Annotated in this window: 3 protein-coding genes and 1 pseudogene; 3 read left to right on the top strand and 1 reads right to left on the bottom strand. The window is 46.5% G+C overall.

Annotation, left to right across the window (positions count from 1 at the left end; all coding sequences use genetic code 11):
• Positions 1-267: 267 nt before the first annotated feature.
• From Q427_RS29620 to Q427_RS02090, 3 genes are all read left to right on the top strand, one after another.
• Positions 268-2,949, top strand: coding sequence for a type I restriction endonuclease (locus Q427_RS29620; RefSeq protein ID WP_081785778.1), 2,682 nt, complete (start codon positions 268-270; stop codon positions 2,947-2,949).
• A gap of 137 nt (positions 2,950-3,086) precedes the next feature.
• Positions 3,087-3,374: a hypothetical protein gene (locus Q427_RS30920; RefSeq protein WP_155833424.1), complete on the top strand. Its 288-nt coding sequence runs from the start codon at positions 3,087-3,089 to the stop codon at positions 3,372-3,374.
• Positions 3,375-4,396: 1,022 nt separating this feature from the next.
• Positions 4,397-5,098: a hypothetical protein gene (locus Q427_RS02090; protein WP_051496051.1), complete on the top strand. Its 702-nt coding sequence runs from the start codon at positions 4,397-4,399 to the stop codon at positions 5,096-5,098.
• On the opposite strand, the pseudogene Q427_RS02085 reads toward Q427_RS02090, so the two are convergent.
• Positions 5,074-5,288, bottom strand: a pseudogene (locus Q427_RS02085) (IS256 family transposase); the annotation flags it as partial. The gene Q427_RS02090 and the pseudogene Q427_RS02085 overlap by 25 nt on opposite strands.

Genomic DNA, 5,288 nt, shown 5'->3' with positions numbered 1-5,288 from the left:
CCAAGAACAAGGCGGCCACCACGATGGCCGGCGATCACGGCTACTCTGAAGGCCGAAATTGATTCCTAAAAGTTATAGAACAGCGAAAGAAGACGCTCTGTTCGGGCATTGGCCGGCTGACTCTCACGCCGCAAATGCTGCTCCTGACGGTCGGTGGCCGCAACACGGGGCTTCACAATGCTCGATCAGCGCCCTCATGAATGAGGCGGGATAATTATTTTTTTGTGCTAAAGATCATAAGTAAATAATTTGAGCGAGGTCTGTTCTATGTGGGATTTGGAATCTGTGGAAAATGAGAGTGATGTTGAGCAGAAAATAATATGGCCTCTTTTAACAGAAGCACGTCCGTCAGGTCTGGGTATACCGCAGTCCACAATTTTGACAAAAGTCAATATAAGAAGGCTGATTATTGATAAGGGAGTTCATCAGAAATCATACTTTCCAGACTATCTTGTTACAAGTCTTGGGTATCCGGTAGTTGTAGTCGAGGCAAAGCATCCGAAAGAATCTGTAGCAGAAGGTTATCGACAAGCAAGATTATATGCTGCAGAGTTGAATGCAATGTTTCCACATGGCGTGTTGCCTACAAAGTATGTGATAGCTTCAAATGGTATCGATTTTTGGTACGGGCATGCTGACCACGCTGAGCCATTACAAAAGTTATCTTTAAAAGAGGTGACTCTTTATACTCCCGGCTTGGCAGAATTCATTGAAATGTTGCATTGGAGCAATTTAGAAAAAATTACAAGTGTTTTGGCTCAGCAACAAAGACCTACCGCATTTTTCAAACCACGAAGATTGGTAGGAGGAAAGGGGAGGCAAAACGAAGAAGTCCAGTCCAACAGCTTTGGTGCGACTGTTGCTGCTTCAATATCCCATATATTTAATCCTGAGACAGTTCGGGACAGAAAAAGCATTGTCAACCATGCTTATATTGCTTCTCAAAGACGGACAAGGTATGTGGACCCTATAGACAAAGTTATCCGAGCAGCTAAACCACCGAGTGAGCTTAAAGCTAAGGTTCTGGAAGATACATCGAATCCAAAAGAAATAATCGAAAAGCTGTCTCCAGATAATGAAGAGCTTGAGCACAAAGTGTTGTTGATTGTTGGAAGTGTGGGTTCAGGAAAAACAACATTCTTGGACCATTTGCAGTACGTAGCCCTGCCGAGTGATATTAGAAAGTCAACAGTCTGGTGTAGAATAAATATGAATAATGCGCCAGTTTCGCCATTGGAAATTTATGATTGGCTCAGGAAGATGATTATTAATTCTTGTCAAGAATCACTTCCCGACATAGATTTTGATTCCTTAGATGTGATAATGAAGTTGTATGGGAGTGAGATCTCTAAGTTCAAGAAGGGTGTTGGTGGACTTTATCAAGAAGGTTCGGAAGTTTATAATGTTAAGCTTGCTGAGTTAATTCAAGGAATTCAAAATGATCACCATAAAAATGCAATGTCTCATATTAGGTATTGCTGTGTCAGTCGAGGTAAGTTATGCATAATAGCTTTAGATAACTGTGATAAGAAAACAAGGGACGAGCAGTTGCTGATGTTCGAAGCTGCCCAGTGGTTACAAAAAGAATTTCGTTGCTTGGTCATGATGCCGTTGAGAGACGAAACTTTTGATAATCATCGCGATGAGCCACCCCTTGATACTGCTTTAAAAGATATGGTGTTTCGCATAGAGCCACCCCTTTTCCAGCATGTTCTCACAAAGAGAGTGCAGTTATCATTAATGGATTTTGGGCAAGGGGGTAATGATCAGTTTTCATTGAAGTTATCAAATGGCATTGATGTAAAATACCCTAAGTCAGAACAAGCATACTATCTTTCTTCAATAATTAAGTCATTGTTTGAGCATGACCGTTTTGCAAGAAGAATGATTGTTGGCTTGGCTGGCCGTAATATGCGTAAAGCGCTAGAGATATTTTTAGAATTTTGTAGTAGTGGTTATATCGGTGATAATGAGGTGTTTAAAATAAGGCAGTCTGAAGGTCAGTATGTTCTTCCATTTCACCAAGTCGCAACAGTGATAATGAGGATGAATAGAAGATATTATGATAGTGATAGTTCTTATGTGAAGAATTTATTCTCTACCAATAGTGAGGATCCGATTCCTTCGTATTTTGCAAGGTTTATGATTCTTAAGTGGTTGAGAGAGAGGTTTAATTCATCTGGGACTTCTGGATTGAAAGGTTATCATCCTAAATCTGAGATGAAGAAAAGCCTAGTCCCTTTTGGGTTTACTCCTGACGTTATTGACAGGGAGATGAACTACTTGCTATCAGGGCAGTGCATAATTGCCGAGCACTTACGGACTGATTCACTAGAAGAAGAAGACCTTGTTAGGCTAGGGCCGGCTGGGTTTGTGCATCTAGATATGATTGCCAACATTAATTATCTCGCTGCAGTCGCTGAGGATACTTTTTTTGATGAAAGGATTCAGGCTGAAAGGGTTGTACATAGAATCAGGGAGACTGATTCTCAGCTCCATGTTAAAACGGCAATTATGAATGCTGATGAAGTTGTAACTTATTTGGAGAATGTTAGATCTCAGCACTTTGGTTCACATAGCCAATTGACAGACGAGAATGAGTTTGATTATCTTTCAGACTTTAGCGAAGCACGAGCAACTCTTTCTAGAGTTCTCGAGTCTCACTCTGATGACCCTTGGTTAAATGCAGATAAAGAACTTCCCCGAGGATCTGTTCATCAAGTTAGTGTTACTAATGTGCTTGATTATGGCGCATTTGTTGAGTTCGAGAATGGTCTGGTTGGCCTGGTTCATGTGTCAAAATATTCTGGTCTGACCCCTTCCCTTGGTGCAATTGTGGAAGTGGAAATTAATTGGGTGGATGTTATCCAAAGAAAGATGGGGTTAAGGCTAAAGTCGATTGTAGAAGATGATGCAGGGGATAGAGTGTTAGGGTTGCACGGTGGTTAGTTTATCGATTTTTATAATGTCAGCATTAACGATGCTGATGAAACAAGCATCATGGTATGTTTTGGAAATCGGGGAGGTACCCCGTTTCCTCGCTCATCATCCATCGGACCGACACCTCAACTGAAAGAGGAAAGCGAATGAGTGAACCTAATAATACTCACAGTCGCATAATGACTACCTCGAAAGGTCAAGAATCTGCGTTGTCAATTCACAATAAAATTATTGCAGCTGGAGGGTATCCCAAGTCTACTCAAGTAATACAGCAAATGCTTCGAAAGCCTGAACATAAAAATCACCCTGCTGATGTTAATATGGATGTGCTCAATATATTGTTGAAAAAAGGAAATCTTGAGTCGGCCTTGCTCAGCCTTGGCTTCGAAATCGAAAATCGCAAAGTCATTGGATTGAGGAGAATCGCCGACTGAGCCAAGTTGGTGCTTTTCTAATTATGGGGTGATGGACCACTCGAGCAGTGTCACCACCACCCCGGTGGCCGCCACTTCCGAGGCCACCGGTCTGCCCAGGTCGTATCCGTGCTATAGCACAGCCAGGAGCGCAAGCATGCACGCCTGGTGATGTTGTTGATCGGGGACACCAAAAAGCGCCAGCAGGCCGACATCGAGCAGGCCAAGGCGTTTCTGGAGGACCACCGAAGGAGAGCACGGACATGAAAAGCCACGACACCGCTGTGATCAACATGCTGCGTGATGACCCTGACATGGCGCTCGACTACCTGCGTATCGCCTTCGACGAGCTAGACGAGGAGGGCGGGGAGTTGTCTTCCTGATGGCATTGCGCCATGTGGTGGATGCCCAAGGCGGCATGGCTGTCGTTACCGAGCGGCCATGGTCTCACGCGAAAGCCTGTACCGGGCGCTGTCCCCAAGGGCAATCCTCTATCCTGCGTACCATGATCGCGGTTATCCTGGCGACCGGCATTCACTTTCACGACCTGACGCGAAATGCAACACAAGCGCCCGATGCCTGCTCTCGATAGAGCAGGCCTCCCTGGAGGTCCTGGAAAGTGGCTGGCGAGTATCTTCAAACCCAGCTTAGAGGGCATTATCCAGTATCATCTGAGCGCCTCTCTTTTCGTAGGGTGTTTAGTTGGGTATAGAGAAAATAACTGTATAAGTATTTGATTTATAATAGGGGTGTGCGGACTCCCCCTCCGCCACTGAATATCGAAAAAAGCCGCTGATTTCAGCGGCTTTTTCTTTGTTGGGCGTAACGACATCTGCTCCATACTGTCCATTTGGTTTTCCCCGAATCGTCTCGGAGCCTGTTGGACAACCCGGTAGCGCCTGACTCATCTCCGCGACAGCCCTTGCCTGGGTGCTTGGCGAAGCTGGATGTCACGACTGAAGTCTATGCCGGGGTGCTCAAGAAATCGGTCGCTGAACCTGACACCCTTCAATAGTGTTGCGCTTGGAGCTTGAGGCCGCCCAATGACATCTTCGAGCGATTCCGAACCCTCGAGTTTCGTCCGCACCCTGGCCAAGGGGTACGCGGTGATGATCCTGTTGCTCGTGGGGCTAGTCCCGGCTTTTGCGATTACCTACCTGCATTTTTTTCAGGCCCCGTCGCTTCGCTTCGAACATCATGGCTTTCACGAAATTGCCATCGGAATTTCCCTGCTACAGAGCGGGTTCATCGCCTATGTCACTTACCGTTGTTACCGCCAGACTCGAGAACTGTTTCTACGCTGGCTTACGCTTGGCTTTTTAGGATTTACCGTCATCTACGGTTTTCACGGAGCCTTCACCCGCTTTTCACACGACCACCTTATGCTATTTAGCCTGTATGGCCCGGCATCCCGGCTGGTAATGGCGTCTTGCTTGTTAATTGGTTTATTGGCGCATGGGCGGCAAGAACAACCCGCCTTGAAAACTCGACCTTTGCGATTTTGGCTGGTCTGGCTCGGTGCGTTCGTGGCCATCGATGCCCTTGTCTACCTATTGGCTTTCTCGGAATGGGCGGGGGCGTCGCGATGGGTGATGGAAATTGCGGCCATGAGCATCATGTTGGGTTGTGGATTTATCATTGTGGTTCGCCGCATACGCTCGCCCCTGATGACGATCTACGCATTGTCGGTCGAGTTATCGTCAAATCTGGTGGATGGCGGTCAGGCCGCGTTCCTGTCTGATTGATCGGTTACCTGCTCTCCGTCCTCGAACTTGACGTTGTTTACGACCAGCTCCAGCTTCTGGAAGTGCTTGAGGCGTCTCCAGCGTTTCTGGGCGGCCTGGAGCAGTTTGAATACCATCGCCAGGGTCGTCGCCCGGGAGCCGCAGTTCCGGCTGCGCTTTGTTCTCAGACGGACCGTGGCGAAGGTCGACT

The sequence above is a fragment of the Halomonas sp. BC04 genome (genome assembly GCF_000568385.1).
This window is presented reverse-complemented; position numbering and strand designations above follow the sequence as displayed.